15 protein-coding genes are annotated in these 15157 nt (G+C 37.3%); 6 read left to right on the top strand and 9 right to left on the bottom strand.

Features of this window, described 5'->3' with window-relative positions; translation table 11 throughout:
- The first annotated feature begins 180 nt into the window (after positions 1 to 180).
- On the top strand, positions 181 to 1575 hold the full coding sequence (locus tag JML65_RS09195) for an aminopeptidase P family protein (protein ID WP_202270613.1): 1395 nt from the start codon (positions 181 to 183) through the stop codon (positions 1573 to 1575).
- A 14-nt stretch (positions 1576 to 1589) separates the two neighbouring features.
- Positions 1590 to 3761 (top strand): S9 family peptidase, encoded by a 2172-nt coding sequence (locus JML65_RS09190; protein ID WP_202270612.1) that lies wholly within the window; start codon positions 1590 to 1592, stop codon positions 3759 to 3761.
- A gap of 72 nt (positions 3762 to 3833) precedes the next feature.
- On the opposite strand, the gene JML65_RS09185 is transcribed toward JML65_RS09190, so the two are convergent.
- The gene (locus JML65_RS09185; protein WP_202270611.1) at positions 3834 to 4397 is read right to left on the bottom strand and encodes a hypothetical protein; all 564 of its coding nucleotides are present in this window, start codon (positions 4395 to 4397) and stop codon (positions 3834 to 3836) included.
- A 203-nt stretch (positions 4398 to 4600) separates the two neighbouring features.
- On the opposite strand from JML65_RS09185, the gene JML65_RS09180 reads away from it, so the two are divergent.
- Together JML65_RS09180 and JML65_RS09175 are read left to right on the top strand one after the other, a co-directional pair.
- A complete protein-coding gene (locus tag JML65_RS09180; RefSeq protein ID WP_047496424.1) occupies positions 4601 to 4819 on the top strand; it encodes a hypothetical protein in 219 nt (72 codons plus the stop codon).
- A 91-nt stretch (positions 4820 to 4910) separates the two neighbouring features.
- Entirely contained in the window at positions 4911 to 5180 is a 270-nt protein-coding gene (locus tag JML65_RS09175; protein ID WP_047496427.1) for a hypothetical protein, read from the top strand.
- A 23-nt stretch (positions 5181 to 5203) separates the two neighbouring features.
- On the opposite strand, the gene JML65_RS09170 is transcribed toward JML65_RS09175, so the two are convergent.
- The gene (locus JML65_RS09170) at positions 5204 to 5629 is read right to left on the bottom strand and encodes a hypothetical protein (RefSeq protein ID WP_202270610.1); all 426 of its coding nucleotides are present in this window, start codon (positions 5627 to 5629) and stop codon (positions 5204 to 5206) included.
- A gap of 123 nt (positions 5630 to 5752) precedes the next feature.
- Between JML65_RS09170 and JML65_RS09165 the strand changes: the two genes are divergently transcribed.
- Positions 5753 to 6358 carry a DNA-3-methyladenine glycosylase gene (locus JML65_RS09165; protein ID WP_084084215.1) on the top strand — a complete coding sequence of 202 codons (606 nt, stop codon included), beginning with the start codon at positions 5753 to 5755 and terminating at the stop codon, positions 6356 to 6358.
- 12 nt (positions 6359 to 6370) lie between these two features.
- Here JML65_RS09165 and mug read toward each other — a convergent pair whose 3' ends face one another.
- Positions 6371 to 6871, bottom strand: coding sequence for a G/U mismatch-specific DNA glycosylase (mug, locus tag JML65_RS09160; protein WP_202270609.1), 501 nt, complete (start codon positions 6869 to 6871; stop codon positions 6371 to 6373).
- A 266-nt stretch (positions 6872 to 7137) separates the two neighbouring features.
- On the opposite strand from mug, the gene JML65_RS09155 reads away from it, so the two are divergent.
- The gene (locus JML65_RS09155) at positions 7138 to 7488 is read left to right on the top strand and encodes a multidrug efflux SMR transporter (RefSeq protein ID WP_309882140.1); all 351 of its coding nucleotides are present in this window, start codon (positions 7138 to 7140) and stop codon (positions 7486 to 7488) included.
- Between the two features lie 106 nt (positions 7489 to 7594).
- Here JML65_RS09155 and JML65_RS09150 read toward each other — a convergent pair whose 3' ends face one another.
- The 6 genes from JML65_RS09150 to JML65_RS09125 form a co-directional block, all read right to left on the bottom strand.
- Positions 7595 to 8023, bottom strand: a complete 429-nt coding sequence (locus JML65_RS09150; protein ID WP_047496441.1) for a hypothetical protein — start codon at positions 8021 to 8023, stop codon at positions 7595 to 7597.
- Positions 8024 to 8207: 184 nt separating this feature from the next.
- Positions 8208 to 9647, bottom strand: coding sequence for a SusD/RagB family nutrient-binding outer membrane lipoprotein (locus JML65_RS09145; protein WP_202270608.1), 1440 nt, complete (start codon positions 9645 to 9647; stop codon positions 8208 to 8210).
- An 11-nt stretch (positions 9648 to 9658) separates the two neighbouring features.
- Complete coding sequence (locus JML65_RS09140) at positions 9659 to 12682, bottom strand: SusC/RagA family TonB-linked outer membrane protein (protein WP_115917810.1); 3024 nt, start codon at positions 12680 to 12682, stop codon at positions 9659 to 9661.
- 200 nt (positions 12683 to 12882) lie between these two features.
- Positions 12883 to 13584: a LytR/AlgR family response regulator transcription factor gene (locus tag JML65_RS09135; protein WP_179140020.1), complete on the bottom strand. Its 702-nt coding sequence runs from the start codon at positions 13582 to 13584 to the stop codon at positions 12883 to 12885.
- On the bottom strand, positions 13565 to 14638 hold the full coding sequence (locus JML65_RS09130; RefSeq protein WP_047496454.1) for a sensor histidine kinase: 1074 nt from the start codon (positions 14636 to 14638) through the stop codon (positions 13565 to 13567). The genes JML65_RS09135 and JML65_RS09130 overlap by 20 nt, the downstream gene beginning before the upstream one ends.
- A 119-nt stretch (positions 14639 to 14757) precedes the next feature.
- Positions 14758 to 15141, bottom strand: a complete 384-nt coding sequence (locus JML65_RS09125) for a DoxX family protein (protein ID WP_115917814.1) — start codon at positions 15139 to 15141, stop codon at positions 14758 to 14760.
- Positions 15142 to 15157: the final 16 nt, after the last annotated feature.

Raw genomic sequence — 15157 nt, 5'->3', positions numbered from 1 at the left:
AAACTTTATAGAGACAAATTATATAGGATGTTAAAATATTGCCGAATTTAAGCAAAATATGAACATTGAATATCATATTAAAATCCAAACTTTACATATTATTTATTTTAGTGAACAAAGCACTACAAATAGTACAAAATCGTAACTTTAAGCCTTTAAATAAAAAAGTATTCATAATATATGTTTTCAGCACAAACTTATCAAGACAGAAGAGCAATATTACAAAGCAATGTAGCTAATGGAATTTTACTGTTTTTAGGAAATATAGAGAATCCTGTGAATTTTGAACACAATCCTTATTATTTCCGTCAGGACAGTACTTATTTATATTATTTCGGGATTCAGGAACCCCGGATTGCAGCTATTATTGATATTGATGAAAATAAGACGATTGTTTTCGGAGACGAATTAAGTATCGATGATATTGTATGGATGGGCAGGCAGGAAACATTGAAAGACAAAAGCCTGAAAGCTGGTGTAGAGGAAACTTTACCTTATGCTGAGCTTTCTCAGTACCTTCTAAAAGCACAGTCTTCCGGCAGAAAAGTGCATTACCTTCCTCCCTACCAGTCTTCCAATAAAATTTTGGTGGCAGATCTTCTAGGTATAAAAATAGCAGAATTACAGCCTTCTGTGGAGATGATCAAGGCTATTGTAAAACAGCGTTCTATAAAGGAAGCCCAGGAAATAGTACAGATAGAAGAAGCGGTCAATGTATCTAATGAAATGCATCTGCTGGCCATGCGTATAGCCAGACCTGGCCGTAAAGAATATGAAGTGGCTAATGCGATCCAATATCTTGCAGCCAACAAAGAATGTGAGATGTCTTATCCTCCTATTGTAACGATAAACGGAGGTATCCTTCATAATCATTACCGTCTTAATACACTGAAAGAAGGGGATCTTTTCTTAAATGATTCCGGAGCTGAAACGGCGATGGGATATGCCGGTGATTTAACCCGGACGTTCCCAGTAAGCAGCACTTTTACTACAAAACAAAAGGAAATGTATGAAGTGGTACTGAATGCTTTTGAGAATGCCCAGCGTCTCCTGAAACCGGGAGTACGATTTAAGGATATTCACCTGAAAGCATCCCAGCATCTTGTAGAAGGTCTTATTGACCTGGGGCTGATGAAAGGAAATCCTGAAGAAGCTGTAAAAAACCATGCCCATACTCTATTTTTCCAATGTGGGTTAGGTCATATGATGGGACTTGACGTACATGATATGGAGGATCTTGGGGAACAATATATCGGTTATACCGAACAAGAACCCAAGGATACCAAAACATTTGGGCTTAAGTCTTTACGCTTAGGAAAAGAATTAGAATCAGGATTTGTAGTAACGGTTGAACCCGGTATTTATATGATTCCTGAATTGATCGATATCTGGCAGTCTGAAAATAAAAATGCAGACTTTATTAATTATGATAAGGTCAATGAGTACCGAAATTTTGGAGGAATCCGTGTAGAAGATGATTTCCTGATTACTGATGACAGCTACAGACTTTTGGGGAACGGACTGATTAAAACGGTTGCAGACATTGAAAACTACTGTGCAGAACATTTAGATTAATTGAAATACTATATATGAAGAACATAAAAAAAATAACCGTCATTGCTTTATATTTCCTGTGCCTGTCGCCATTAGCTGCGCAAAAAACACAGTGGACACCTGATGGCAATGCTTATTATTCATTTACTAAAAAAGGAATTGAAGTTGTTAACGTCCTGAACCCCGGAAAAGATCAGACTTTTTTAAACAGCAATGAATTAATTCCTTCCGGAAGCTCCACTCCTTTACAGGTACAGAGCTTTCAGGTATCTCCGGATGAGAAAAGTTTATTGGTTTTTGCCAATACTCAAAAAGTTTGGAGGGATAATACGCGTGGAGATTACTGGATTTTTGATAAAAACACTAAAAAGCTCACCCAGCTTGGAAAAGGCTTACCAACTGCCTCATTAATGTTTGCCAAGTTCTCTCCGGATGGCAAAAAAGTAGCCTATGTTTCTAAACATAACATCTATATTGAAGATCTTTCAAACAATCAGATCAGCAAAATTACCCAGGATGGTACAGATGGAATGATCAACGGTACTTTCGACTGGGCTTATGAAGAGGAATTTGGAACTCAGGATGGTTTCAGATGGTCTCCGGACGGAAGTAAAATTGCCTACTGGAAGCTTGATGCAAGAGAAACCAAAAATTTCCTGATGATCAATAATACAGATAGTCTGTACTCATTTACGGTTCCTGTGGAATATCCGAAAGTTGGGGAAAATCCTTCAGGCTGCAGTATCTGGTTTTATGATATAGCCTCCCAGTCATCAAAGAAGGCTAATATCGCAGGGGATGAAGTACAAAACTATATTCCGAGAATGGAATGGGTACTGGATTCTAAATCTGTTATTCTGCAACAGCTGAACAGAAAACAGAATCAAAGTAAAATTATTGTAGCAGATGCCGCTTCCGGAACTGGAAAAACAATTTACACTGAAACAGATGCCGCATGGATTGATATAAAATCCCGTTGGAATGACAATGATCCTAGTGGCTGGGACTGGATAGACAATGGTAAAGAGTTCTTATGGCTTTCTGAAAAAGACGGATGGAGGCATATTTATAAAATAGACCTGAATGGGAAAGAAACATTGATTACAAAAGATAATTTTGATGTGATAAAACCGGAATTTTTTGATGTTCCCAATAAACAGATCTACTTTTTGGCTTCTCCTAAGAATGCCACTCAGAAATATCTGTATAAAGTGAGCATGAAAGGAGGTAATGCACAAAGGGTAACTCCTGAAGCGTATTCGGGCTCTAATAATTATACGATATCCCCCAACGGAAAGATTGCGATGTTTAATAACAGCAGCGTCAATGCAAGTTCTGTAGGAGCGGTAGTATCCCTTCCGGATCATAAAGAGCTTGTGGCTGCAAAAAGATCAGCAAAGGCTGATCCTGCAAAATCTAAAGCAGAATTCTTCCAGATTACAACACAGGATGGAGTGACCCTGGATGGATGGGTAGTAAAACCTAAAAACTTTGATCCTAACAAAAAATATCCTATTGTTTTCACAGTATATGGTGAGCCTGGATCGCAAACCGTAACAGATAATTTCTATACAGGCTGGAATTATTTATACGTTGGGGATATGGCTGAAGACGGTTATTTATATGTTTCTCTTGAAAACCGCGGAACACCTGCTCCTAGAGGACGCGAATGGAGAAAATCTGTTTACCGTAAAATTGGTCAGCTTAATATCCGTGATCAGGCAATGGGAGCTAAAGCTTTATTTGCAAAATGGCCATATGTAGATACCTCCAGAGTAGCGGTATGGGGCTGGAGCGGTGGAGGTTCTTCCACGCTAAATCTTTTGGGACAATATCCTGAAATTTACCAGACTGGAATTGCGATTGCTCCTGTAGCCAATCAGCTATTCTATGACAATATCTATCAGGAAAGGTATATGGGACTTCCACAGGAAAACAGAGAAGATTTTGTAAAGGGTTCCCCACTGGCTTATGCTAAAAACCTTAAAGGAAATCTTTTATTGGTTCATGGAACAGGAGATGATAATGTGCATTATCAAAATACGGAAGTATACATTAATGAGCTGGTGAAATACAACAAACAGTTCCAGCTGATGTCTTATCCTAACCGAACGCACTCTATCAGTGAAGGAGAAGGAACATCACTCCATCTGGCTACCATGTTTACCAAGTATTTAAAAGAACATTGTCCTCCGGGAGGAAAATAATATAAAAAATACCAGATACATTGATATCTGGTATTTTTGTTTTAAACAGGATTTATGATCTGATCTTGTTAGTTATAAATTGTAAGTCAACCCTACATTTCCTATTCCTTTATATCCAAAACCTACTTCAGCATTTACACCAAGCCTGCCTCCTAATCTAATTCCTAATCCCGTAAGGTGGAAATTAACATGTGAAATACTTTCCGAAGGGTTCCTGTTCTTTTCCATGGTGAGTCCTAGCCCCACTCCCGAATACATGCGAAATTTTGACTTTGATATATAGTTGTAATCGCTTTTTACCGCCATCGTATAGTTGTGCGACTTTTCTGATACATGATCAGAGTATTCTCTCGTTATCTGTTGATATACGAAGTCTGTTCCAATCACCCATTTATCTTTTATTGCATAGTTATATTCAATAATAAAGGCACCGGAATTCCCTTTCTCATAAGGGCCATAACCCAATGTAAAAACAGTACTGAAAACATTAACAAAATCGGTGGTCGTTCCAAGTCCATATGCCACTTTTATCTCTGAACTTCCCTTAACTTGAGATATACACAGGTTACTGCCAAGAATTAAAAATAGCAAGCAAAAAGCTTTACCTACAGCTTCAAAAAAAAATTTGTTTTTCATTTTGCAAAATTAAAACTAATAATGCAACAGTATGGCTTTAATGGATTAGAATACAATTAGAGCTCACTTAAAATATGATTAAAAGGATTATAACAGATCAAGTTTTTAATGCATCCAAATATCTATGAAGAGTAAAGATACTTATTGTTTATTTTGAATTTTCATTTCTAGGAACAGAGGTACAAACTTTGTATCTTTAGCCCATGGAAAATCAGGAGGAAATAGAGAAACAAATACTGGAGATCGTTAAAGCGCAGCATGAAAAAGACGGAGGTAACAACGGTGTTACTTTTGGAGCTTTTGATCACATTCTCAACATGTCGATCGAAGACAGAAACGAAGTCTTGATGCGAATGGCTAAGGAAAAGAAAATATTTGTCTTTAACAGCTTAAATATGAGACGTATTACTCTGCCTAAATAAAAAAAAGATTCTCCGAGGGTTAAAAATCATAGAAGCCTGTTTTTTATAATGGTGCAAAATAATGTTCATTAAAAACTAAAAGTAAAAAATCATGTTAGCATTTACTACTGAAGAAAAAGAATTAATACTGTCAGCAATCAGGTACGAAAAAGAAGTACAAGATAGAGCTGATGAAGATGAAATTGAGTATGTAGAAGAAATAGAAGACGAAATTCAAAAAGAAAATGTTTTTATTTCCAGAAGGCAAATAGATTCCATTATAATCTATTTAGGATACTTACTGGATAGAAGAGATCAGTATGATAATGGAGAAGTGCTGCTTTTGGAGAGCAAACTGGAAAACTTTTCTAATTTACCGTAAAAATTGCGCCCTAATCAATAAATTTATTTTCTTTTAAATACAATCGTCCAGATAATCTGAAAGGGTTCTCCGTTGTACTTGTCAGTTTCTCTCATGACAATTTTCATGGTCGTTTTATCTAGCTGATCGATATCAAACTTTCGTTCATAATTACCACCATCGAATAAAGATAAGATTTTGTCATCAGGATCTAATGCATACGAAAAGTAAAGCTGCCCGCTATCGATAATAGAACCGTCAGCATTAAACTGCATGAGGTCTTTGTTGCTTAATCTATAATTTTTTACCGTTCGGTTTCCGTTTGCTTCAATTCCTTCACTCGTTGAAAGTACAGGCTGCCATTTTCCAACAATCATTTTTTTATACGATTGCTGATAAGGAATACTGAATGACAGTGCAGTACAACAAAAAATAACAACGAACAGGATCAGATTAAAGGGTTTCATCATATTTTATTTTTGGTGTGAAAAATGAAGTTAACTAATTTCCAAATGTAGTGACAATCTGTTTAAGTCTATGAAATTTGTTTTTATATCATTAATTTTGATCTGTCAACCGATAAACTTACTGATTTGAAATTACCTCACTCCTATTATTCTAATCAAGATGTCCTTTTTCTGGCTCAGAACCTTTTAGGAAAAGTTCTTTTTACAGAAATTGGTGATGCTATTACAGCCGGAATTATTGTAGAAACAGAAGCTTACTTTGGGGTGCAGGACAAAGCTTCCCATGCGTATGGAGGCAGACGTACAAACCGAACTGAACCGCTATACAGCCATGGTGGTATTTCTTATGTGTATTTATGCTACGGAATTCATCACCTTTTCAATGTGGTATCCTCTGTGGAAGATGATCCCCATGCGGTGTTGATCAGAGCTGTAGAGCCACTGATAGGGAAAGAAATTATGGAACACAGACGGAATATGCCCTCTTCTAAAGCTGCGATTTCCTCTGGTCCCGGATCGGCAGCAAAAGCATTAGGAATAGATCAGTCTTTTAATAAAAAAGACCTGACCGGAGATGAAATCTGGATCGAAGATCATGGTATTCTGTATAAGCCTGATGAAATAATAACCGGCCCTCGTATAGGGGTTGCTTATGCACAGGAAGATGCCCTTTTACCCTGGCGCTTTTTTGTGAAAAATAATAAATATGTAAGCAAGCCCAACAAAGGATAAGCTTGAAACGTACTATTCCTGAATAGCCTCATAAAACTCACGGTAAGAAGTAACAAGATCGTCCAGGGAAAACCCACGGTTTAAACCACTGGTATTAGGTAAAACCCATACCCTGGCTCCACAAAAATCATCAGACTGCTTTCCCCATAAAATTTCTTTCTTTTTGGAAAATGCCTTATACGCTGCCTTACCCAGAAATGCAATATACCTGGGCTGGAATTCTGTTATTTTTACCGTAAAAGCTTCAAGAGATTCATCAAACTCTTCTTTTGAAAGTTCATCAGCCCGGGAAGTGGCCCTTGCAACAGCGGTAGTAAGGCCATATCCGAAATCCAGAATAGAAGTATCATTGACCGCTTGAATTTCATAAGGCGTAAAGCCGGACTGATGGAGAACTCTCCAAAACCGGTTGCTTCTTCCTGAAAAATGATGGCCTTCATCAGCTGATTTCAAACCCGGATTTATTCCACAAAAAATAACATTGAGGTGGACGGCAATTATATCTGTTAACATAGTTGAAATGGGTCATATTAAGATAGAATATATCAGTTCTATCGGTTTTTACTGCTTAAAGATACCATATTTAGCTTAGTAATTACTTCAAAACAGATAACGTTTCATCTTGAGTATATTACATTCTATCTGTGATTTTTGCAGGGTCACATAATTCATTCCACTGAATACAAACAGGTTGTACTAATTTTACAACCGCAACATAGATTAAGTGCCTGATGATCAAGAATCAATTGTCAGCTTAATCATGTTATCAGGATTGATAAATTTCAATCCTACATAACCTTAAAATAAACAGTATGAATTGGATGGCATTAGTTATTGCAGGAATTTTTGAAATCGGTTGGCCATTGGGGCTTAAATTATCTCAACAGCCTGACAGTAATAAATGGACCTGGATCCTATTTTCGATTGCCTGTATGACTGTCAGTGGTGGATTTCTCTGGTACGCACAGAAAAGTATTCCTATCGGAACAGCCTATGCTGTATGGACAGGAATCGGTGCAGTAGGAACCTTATTAGTGGGCGTTCTGTTTTTTCAGGATTCTGCCAATATTTTCAGATTATTGTCTGCCCTACTAATTGTAGTCGGAATCGTTGGTCTCAAGCTATTTTAATAAAAAAATAAGGCTGAACATAAAAATTGGCTTAAGATTATTGCTAATCATTAAGCCAAAACATTATTCAATACTTGAATAATAAACCAACCACATTATATTTTTATTATTGCTTAGTGCCTTCGAAATAAAATATTTTATCATTTTCAGAAGTCTTTTTGGTACTTATCTGCATTGCTTTTGTTGAAATAAGATAATTTATAGTTCCTTCGTTATCCACACCGCCAACACCTACTCCTACAGGATTTTGCACACTGATTACCTTTGGGGTAATAAATGAATAGTTCTCTCCTGCTTTAGCCTGTACTTTAATATGGGAATCATCTATTTTTGAGGCATTAATAATCACATTATAATAATCCTGACCACCACTGCTCATGGTACCCTTAAATGTTCCTGTTGCCGGATCTATGCTATGACCGGAGGAAGGAGTGGGATCGTCACCATCATTGCTCTTACAGCTCAGAAAAATGCTTCCTGCTAGCAGTATTAATAAAAATCTACCCATCATTTTTTGGGGTTTATTTACTTTCATAATTCAAATGTTTATTATTTACATGTCAAAATTGATTAAATTCAAAAGGAACATGAAAAAATATCTACAAATTGAAAATTCCTATCTATCAACATCTTTTGGGGCGAACTAAAAAGCCTGTATAAAACATACAGGCTTCAAAAGGTTTACAAAATAAATGATATGAAAAAATAAGAAACTCTATTTAATGAATATCCCAGAAAACTTTTGTGGTCAGTTTATCTCCACCTATGGCAGCAGCAGCTTTTGCATAATTGGTACCATTGGTAGTTGCTTCTAAAGTTGGGTACTGTAACCTTACCGGAACTTTTCCTTCTGCATTGGCAATAGCCGTTGGAGGAGCCTGTAAAGCAGGATAATCTAATCTCCTGTAAAAATTCCAGGAAACTACCGGATGATTATACATGGCAACCCATGCCTGTTCTCCAATAGATTTTTTCCAGTTGGACGCATTGTACGGATGGTCTGAGAGATAATTCTGTGCCTCCTGGGAAGAAAGCTTCCATTCCTGGAATGAAGCCTGAACGGCTGTATTATAAAGCGCCTCCGGGCTGCCGCCAATTCCAAATCGGGCAGCAGCTTCAGCCCTGTAAAAAGCAACTTCGGTATGAGTGATCAGATTTCCGGGTGTTACAGGAATATAGGCAAAAATCCCTGGAGCAGAAAAGTCTGAAAAAACTCCCGGCAAACCAATTTCCTGTCCAATGTAAACACCGTCTACATCCTGAAAATATTTTGATATTCTTGGATCAGAGGTTGTAATAAGGAAATCTACAAAAGGTTTTCCTCCGAAAAAATCATCTCTCCCACTGTTGGCCAGATTTTCAAATAAAGGATTAAAATTGGGGGTTTCAGCCTGATATCTGAAAATAGCATTTTGTGATTCATCCATGATCACTCCACCGGAGATTGCTGTATTAATGCTGGATTGGGCAAGTGTGGGGTTGATGTCAGAAACGGCAATTCCCAGTTTTAAAAGAAGGGAGTTGCCAAACTTTTTCCACTTTCCTATATCTCCTCCATAAAGGATATCCCCTGCCCCAAATGTTCCTTCTCCTTCCTCAAGGTTATTGATATCTGTTTTTAAACGAATGATAAGTTTTTCATAAATCTGTGTATCATCATCATAGGCAGGAAGCGGAAATTTATCATTATTAAGAGCCTGGCTGTAAGGAATATCCCCAAATATATCAGTCAGAGTCTGAAAGGTATAGACGGAAAGGATATCAATAATCGCTAATTGATTCTTCTTTTTTGCAGGCCACGAGTTCACTTCTGAAGCAGCCGGCTGATACTGTTCTAGAAGTTCTTTTGCTTTATTCAGGTTATTAAGGACATTTACATAATTATCACCCCAGATGTTATTAGAAACATTTCTTGCCGTAAAATTGTAGTTGCTTTCACTTACATATGTAGCCTCCTGCCAGTACTGCATGGTAAGCCTGAAGTTATTTTCATTGACACTGGGTGTATTCATATAATCGCTGAGCTCCTTTTCTGCATAAGTAATCAGAGGTTCAGGTGACATATTGTAAGCTACATTAGGATCATTATTAACATCCTCTGAGGTACAGCCTGTCAACAATACAGCCAGAAAAGATATAAGTATAATAGTATTTTTCATTGTAATAGTTTTTAAAAATTGACTTTCAGATTGAATGAGAAGTTCCTGGTGGAAGGCATTACCCCGGACTGATATCCTTGAATACTTCCTGAAGAAAGCCCAGCTTCCGGATCTGCATAAGGAAGGTTTTTATGGATGATCCAAAGGTTGCTTCCTGTAAACCCAAGTGTAAGGGCTTGAATTCCTGCGTTTTTTAAGAAGGTATTATTGAAGGTGTAAGAAATGGATACCTGACGAAGCTTTATAAAACTGGCATCATAAACAAAAGCTGCCACAGGTGGATCTGTTTCTAAATTCTGGCTGGAGATGGAACGGTCAAGGCGTATTGTATTGGGAATATAATGCCCCGGATTATTAGGATCCTGCATCACTCCCGGTAGAATAAGTCCCCCGCCGTTTGCTAAAGTATTTCTGACAGGATTTCCCAGGTCATTCAGGCCTACAGAATCAGGATAAAGCCCTGTTCCATATCCATAATACTGATCCAGAGAAAATATCTTACCCCCTTTTTTCCAGTCGATCTGGAAACTAAGATTGAAATTTTTATAAGTAAATGAGTTATTTAATCCTGCGATAAAATCCGACTGAAAGCTTCCTAAGTTGTGATTGCTGTCATCTGTATGGAGATAAGCTCCGTTGGTTCCTATAATTTTATTTCCATTGGGATCATACACGAAATCTGAGCCCCAGATGCTTCCATATTCTCCGTTAAGAGGTGCATTAATGCTAATTCCTCCCTGCAGCGTACCAATTGTGATGTTTTCAATACCTTCCCTTAAAGCAGTAACTTTGGTCTTAGGATTAGACCAGTTGATCATCATATCCCATGTGAAATTATTGATCTTCAGAGGGGTAATATTTAGCGAAACTTCGAGTCCTTTTGTCGTAAGTTCTCCTGTGTTCTGAATTTTAGCACCACTTCCTGTTGCCAGAGAAATAGGAAGCGGGAGTATCTGATCAAATGCTTTATTCCTGAACCACGCCAAATCAAATCCTATTCTGTTTTTAAAGAACTGCATATTGGTTCCTATCTCAATATTTTTCAGTTTTTGGGGAAGAAGATCTGCATTTCTTAACGTTGTATTGTAGGAATAAACGGGATTATTTCCAAAAGAAGCCTGAGCAATATATCTGTTTCTCAATTGATCGGCATTAGTATCCGAACCTACCTCTGCATAGGCTGCTCTTAGCTTTCCGAAACTTAACCAGTCTTGTTTCAGGAGGTTGGAGAAAACCAAACTTGCTGAGACCGAAGGATAATAGTAAGCTCCTTTTCCTTTAGGTAGAGCAGTCGATTGATCTCTTCTGAATGTTCCTTCCAGGTAATAGGTGTTTTTATATCCTAACGATGCCTGAACAAAAGCCCCGTAAATATATTTGGAATTATCTGTAATAATGGGCTTTGCAGGAGTAGCTGCTGAGTTGGAAATGGTGTAGAGATCCGGAATATATAATCCCCCTGAGGTAGTCTGTGCATTAGAATAATTGGTCTGAACATTGACGTTTCCTCCCACTAATGCCTGAATACTCAAATTTTCTGTAATATTCTTTTTATAAGTGGCTATCAGGTCATAATTGGTTTCTGTAAAACGAAGATTGGTCACGGCATACCCTGAAGGCTGTTCAATGGTATTAAAACTGAAAAATGCCGGAATAGAACCCACCGCTCGTCTTTCTTCAGTAATCATACTGTATCCGTCGATCCCTACTCTTCCCAGGATATTGATGCTTTTTGACAGGTCGTAACTCAGGCTGAAGTTTCCTGCAAAGCGTTCTCTTTTGTCATTCTGGTAGTTCTTATATCGGGTAAAATAGGGATTATCCCAATAAGCCGGCGACAGATTAACAGGAGATTTAATATTCCAGGTATAGTTTTTATCAAAAGTATCAAAAAGATATTTCTGGTACTGAATATCCACATTCGTGGGCCACCACTGTCGGAAATTACCCATAATATTATCGGTATATCCTGTAGAATTCCTTCCTTTTGTATTTTGTGTAATATAATTGGCAAAAATAGTAGCGGTAAGGTTATCTGTAATTTTATAAGAAGCATTTCCGCCAAAATTATTCTTCATTAAAGAAGAATTCGGCATGATATCCGTAGCGTTGGTATTGGAATAGCTTAACCTGAATGTAGCCCTGTCATTTCCGCCACTCAGGGCAATATTATTGGTTTGATTAATGGCTTTATCAAAAAAAGTAATAGGACCGTTTTTAGCCATAGTCCAGGGTGTTTTCTTTCCGAAATTTTGTGATTCGGGAATAAATGCGTCATATTGCCATACCATCAGATTAGGGTCATACGGTGCTCCATAGGAAGCGTCATGCCAGAAGATGGCCATGGGGCTATTTTGGTAGTTCGCAAAAACATTACCGAAATAGCCCTGTCCATATTGCGTCTGATATTCGGGAAAAGTAGATTTATCAACAGTGGAAACAGAAATACTTCCGCTATACTCCAGTCCAATTCCCTGAGTGTTTTTCTTTCCTTTTTTCGTAGTGATGATAATGGCTCCATTTTGAGCTCTAGACCCGTACAAAGCGGTTGCGGCAGCTCCTTTTAATACATTTATGGTTTCAATATCATTGGGATTGATGTCTGAAACAGGACTTCCATAATCATAACCTCCGCCTCCATTTTGCTGACCTGTAGAATTGATATTTCTGTTGATAATCGGAACACCGTCTACTACAAAAAGAGCCTGGTTATCTCCTAAAATAGATTTGTATCCCCTGGAAACAGCATCTATGGAACCTCCGAAATTGGTAGATTGCCTGATCTCAAGACCAGCGACTTTTCCGGAAAGATTATTCAGAAAATTGGTCGTTGGATTTCTGTTGATATCTTCACCTTTTACCTCTTGTGTAGAATATCCCAGGGATTTTTTTTCCCTTTTTATTCCCAATGCAGTAACAACAATCCCTTCTATATTCTGGGATTTTAGGCTATCCTGTTTTTCCTGGCTGAAGTATGTTCCACCTCCCATGAAAAAAACAACGCCGGCACTTAAAAGCTTTAACTGATATTTCATAACTATTGATTTTTATAACATGATTGTTAGTCAAAATTCAATAATTGGTGAAAATTATGATCAAGTTTATATATCAACAGCCTATTATCGTCTACTAAAAATAAATACGTATAAGATTGAGAATGTAATCCACGATAATCTTCTGCGATGCTAATGTATGATTATTACAGAATGATAAAATAATGGTTTGACGGGTATTTTTAAAATCCTGCCAGGGGTTTATAAGTCCTCCCCACCGGTAGTTTTTTTCCGTTAATCTGAATAACGTTTGCAGATTTTACTTCCACTTTTGAGAGGGATATAATATAAGATTTATGGATTCTGAGGAACATTTTCGGGTTCAGGCTTTCTTCAATCTTACTGATGGGCATTTTGAAAGTGAAGGTTTCTGCCTTTGTATGAATATTGATGTATTCCCTTAAACTTTCGATATAAAAAATATCCTGTAGTATAATTTTAATCTGCTTCTTTCCACTGCTGATAAAAATATAGTCGCGTTCAGCCAATTCCAGTAAAGCATCTTCTGCCTGCATCAGATGTTTGAATTTTTCAACGGCTGTAAGAAACCGGTCATAAGGGATAGGCTTCATCAGATAATCAGCAATGTCCAGTTCATAGCCTTCCACGGCATATTGATGGTAAGCAGTGGTAACAATGACAACAGGAGGGTTCTTTAATTTTCTTAAGAAATCAAAACCTTTTACTACGGGAAGGTGAAGGTCCAAAAACATCAGATCCACCTCATGAATACTCAAAAGATTACTCGCATAAACCGCATCGGCACATTTACCTACAAGGTTCAGCTCTTCATCCCGGGAAACAAAATTTTCCAGAATTTCTGCGGCTATAGGCTCGTCTTCTACAATAATGCAGTTGTATTTTTTAGAGGCTGGATGTATCATTGAAATTGATGGTTAATTGTACAATATATCGGTCAGTTTTATCTTCTACAGAAAGTATATGCTTAGGATAAAGCAACTCCAGCTGTCTGCGGATATTTTTCAGCCCCAGTTTGGTAGAATGTTCGTGAGATCTGTCTTCTTTCGAGTTTTCAATACAATACCTAAGAATTCCATCTTTCAATTGAATGTCAATATGAATAAAAGCTTCTCCCAAGCTTTCGGAAACCCCATGTTTAAAAGCATTTTCAACAAACTGGATCAATATTAGCGGAGATATTTCCTGTGACGGATTATCAATGTTCTCGTTAAAATTAATGGTAAGATGGCGGTGTCTGATTTTCTGGATCTGTATAAAATCCTGGATGTTTTCAATATCCTTTTTTATAGAAATATTTTTCTCTGCGGCTTCATAAATATTATACCTCATTATTTTAGAAAGCTGCAGGATAACATCCGGAGTTTCATCTGCTTTTTTAAGAGCCATTCCATAAATATTATTGAGGGTATTAAACAGAAAGTGCGGATTGATCTGAGCTTTCAGCATCGTAAGTTCCTGATCCAGTTTTTCGGATTTCAACTGGGAAAACTGGTCTTTCAATACATTTTTCTGTCTGGTGATTTCCACCCCAAAGACCAGCCCAACCATAAAAATGAGATCCATAAAAGAATTAAAGGCTACCAGTCCGTTGATGTACCCTGAAAGCTCTTTACCATCCTGTGTTTCTTCCACACCATAGATATAGGGGTACATTATATAATGGGTGAAAAACCGATGTCCCAACACCGCTATTACCACAATACCAATATAAAGAGCATATTTGAAAACAGTCTTGATATGTACCTTTTCATATACATATAACAAGGAATAGGCAAGCGGGATTTTGACCAAAAGATACCCCAGCTCCAGCATAAAAGTATTCTGAAGTCTTATTTGCCATTTGAAATCCGGGAACTGATATTTTGACCAATAAAAATCAAGATAAACTTCCAGGATATAATAGAGTATCCAAAAGAGCAAATGAATACGGAGCTTAGATTTTCCGATGGGTTTCAAAATTATTATAATTTAAATGTACAAAGTAATATTGTTCAGTCAAATATAAAAATATAAAGTCTACCAAAGTATGGTATTCATCTATAAACGACTTGTTTTTTTATGCTGATAAACAATAATTACGATGTCTTTTTAAAACGGATTTCTGGGAACATGAGATTGAGAAAGGAAAAAATCAACAGGAAATTAAACTCAACACCATTGGTGCCACCCCCCACAACAAACCAGCCGTTCTGCCAGTGAACATAATAAATTCCAAAGACAAAAATCAGGATATTACAGATGGCTACAGGCTTAATATACCGGTCAATCCAGATGAGTGGGACTGAAAACAAATGGATCAGTTTAACAGCCCAGGCAATATAAAGCCCTACAGGACTGAATCCTATGGCATCCAGATAATGGATTCCAAAATTATTGACATCGCCACTGAATATAGAAATCAGGCTATGCATTAACAAAATCACTGAGAGTGCAATACGGAGGAAGAAGCTTTTTTTCATAGAACTAAAGTAGGAA

Origin of the sequence: Chryseobacterium sp. KMC2 (assembly GCF_016756935.1) — a bacterium.
In the GTDB taxonomy this organism is placed as follows: domain Bacteria; phylum Bacteroidota; class Bacteroidia; order Flavobacteriales; family Weeksellaceae; genus Chryseobacterium; species Chryseobacterium rhizosphaerae.
Note: the sequence above shows the minus strand (reverse complement) of the source record. Positions and strands in the feature narration are given on the sequence as shown.

What these genes read in the sequence shown, in the direction of transcription:
- JML65_RS09195 (WP_202270613.1), top strand. Translation starts at nt 181, where the DNA reads ATGTTTTCAGCACAAACTTATCAAGACAGAAGAGCAATATTACAAAGC.
- JML65_RS09190 (WP_202270612.1), top strand. Translation starts at nt 1,590, where the DNA reads ATGAAGAACATAAAAAAAATAACCGTCATTGCTTTATATTTCCTGTGC.
- JML65_RS09185 (WP_202270611.1), bottom strand. Translation starts at nt 4,397, where the DNA reads ATGAAAAACAAATTTTTTTTTGAAGCTGTAGGTAAAGCTTTTTGCTTG.
- JML65_RS09180 (WP_047496424.1), top strand. Translation starts at nt 4,601, where the DNA reads ATGGAAAATCAGGAGGAAATAGAGAAACAAATACTGGAGATCGTTAAA.
- JML65_RS09175 (WP_047496427.1), top strand. Translation starts at nt 4,911, where the DNA reads ATGTTAGCATTTACTACTGAAGAAAAAGAATTAATACTGTCAGCAATC.
- JML65_RS09170 (WP_202270610.1), bottom strand. Translation starts at nt 5,629, where the DNA reads ATGATGAAACCCTTTAATCTGATCCTGTTCGTTGTTATTTTTTGTTGT.
- mug (WP_202270609.1), bottom strand. Translation starts at nt 6,871, where the DNA reads ATGTTAACAGATATAATTGCCGTCCACCTCAATGTTATTTTTTGTGGA.
- JML65_RS09150 (WP_047496441.1), bottom strand. Translation starts at nt 8,023, where the DNA reads ATGAAAGTAAATAAACCCCAAAAAATGATGGGTAGATTTTTATTAATA.
- JML65_RS09145 (WP_202270608.1), bottom strand. Translation starts at nt 9,647, where the DNA reads ATGAAAAATACTATTATACTTATATCTTTTCTGGCTGTATTGTTGACA.
- JML65_RS09140 (WP_115917810.1), bottom strand. Translation starts at nt 12,682, where the DNA reads ATGAAATATCAGTTAAAGCTTTTAAGTGCCGGCGTTGTTTTTTTCATG.
- JML65_RS09135 (WP_179140020.1), bottom strand. Translation starts at nt 13,584, where the DNA reads ATGATACATCCAGCCTCTAAAAAATACAACTGCATTATTGTAGAAGAC.
- JML65_RS09125 (WP_115917814.1), bottom strand. Translation starts at nt 15,141, where the DNA reads ATGAAAAAAAGCTTCTTCCTCCGTATTGCACTCTCAGTGATTTTGTTA.